A 1,270-nucleotide genomic window follows, 5' to 3' on the forward strand; every position below is an offset into this window, starting at 1 on the left:
CACCGACCCCGCTCGTGACGAACCCGCCACGCCGAAACCCACCCACGATCAGCCACGCGCGGAATGCAGGGCTAGCCTGGCCCGATGACATCGCCGACCCCGCCACGTCGACTGACGCGACAACTCCTCATGGCCGGGTTCGGCGCGGTCGGCCTGCTGGCGTGCCTGTGGGGCCTGTGGTTCGCGTCGCTGTGGGCCTTCGGCGACGAGGGATCGTTGCCACCGAAGTGGCGCATCCCGGCCGTACCCGCCGGGGCGACAGTGGTCGACGAGAGCGAGACGTGCGCCTCCGGCGGGTGCTCGTGGCAGGTCACGGTGACTCCCCCGGCCGGCCAGTCCCCGGAGGAACTGGCCGAACAGATGGGCCTCTCCGAGCAGCAGGACCTGCCGCCGAAACTGCTCGACCCCGGGTCCGTCTACGTGGTGGCCGAACCACGGAACGGCCAGTTGATCATGTACGTCGGCTACGAGTGAGCCCGCCCCGCGCCGCAAGATCCGCACACTTTCGGTGAAGTTGCTGCCTCCGGCCGCCGTGATGCAGCAACACCCCTGAAGTTGCGCGGCTCCTACGGGACAGCGGCTCCTACGGCGCAGCGCGGCAAGGGTCGGGGTCAGCGGCGACAGCATACCGGGGCCGACAGTCATCCCAGGCCACGCTGCCGGGCAAGCAACTCGACGGCCTCCTTGGCCTTCCGCAAACCGACACCGGTCGCCTCCCGGTACGCCTTGATGGCCTGGATCTTGCGGCCGGCGAGCAGCCCTTGCAGGATCGCTCCGGGGGCCTCGAGCTCCGCCTCGCGGATGTCGAGGTGCGCCATGATCAGATCCAGCTTGCGCTCGACCACGGCGAGCCCGGCGAGCCAGCTGATCCGCATCGGAACGACGGCCACCCCCCGGCGACCAGGAACACGAGCACGAGCGCCAACACGACGGCGATTGGCACGGTCCACTCCATAACGCGCCATTGAACACCGGCGTGGGTCCTGACACCACGCCCGCTCGGGATCGTTGGTCAAGCCCGCCCGGCACGTGTGATCTTTTTCGGCCGACCCCGGCAGGGCATCCACGTCATCCCGCACGCAGGCCCGCACGATCGCACGATCGTGCTCGCTCAAAGTTAGAAACCGGCACAGTCCACTCGAAAAGTGAACAATCCTGGTTCCTGTCGCAGGGTATTCGCCTGGTGTGTTTGACATATTTTCGGTTTCCGTGGAGCTGTTTCTGAAGTTGTTGGCTGGTTGTAGGGGTGGGAGGGGTGTTCGGGGTGGGT

Annotated in this window: 2 protein-coding genes; one reads left to right on the top strand and one right to left on the bottom strand. The window is 67.2% G+C overall.

Going from position 1 to position 1,270, the window contains the following annotated elements; genetic code table 11:
• Window positions 1-84 precede the first annotated feature (84 nt).
• Window positions 85-474: a hypothetical protein gene (locus ACLQ24_RS29715; protein ID WP_425895050.1), complete on the top strand. Its 390-nt coding sequence runs from the start codon at window positions 85-87 to the stop codon at window positions 472-474.
• 167 nt (window positions 475-641) lie between these two features.
• Here ACLQ24_RS29715 and ACLQ24_RS29720 read toward each other — a convergent pair whose 3' ends face one another.
• Window positions 642-875 (bottom strand): ribosomal protein L7/L12, encoded by a 234-nt coding sequence (locus ACLQ24_RS29720; protein ID WP_425895051.1) that lies wholly within the window; start codon window positions 873-875, stop codon window positions 642-644.
• Between the last annotated feature and the right edge of the window lie 395 nt (window positions 876-1,270).

It is taken from the genome of Micromonospora sp. DT4 (assembly GCF_049841675.1).
Lineage (GTDB): Bacteria > Actinomycetota > Actinomycetes > Mycobacteriales > Micromonosporaceae > Micromonospora.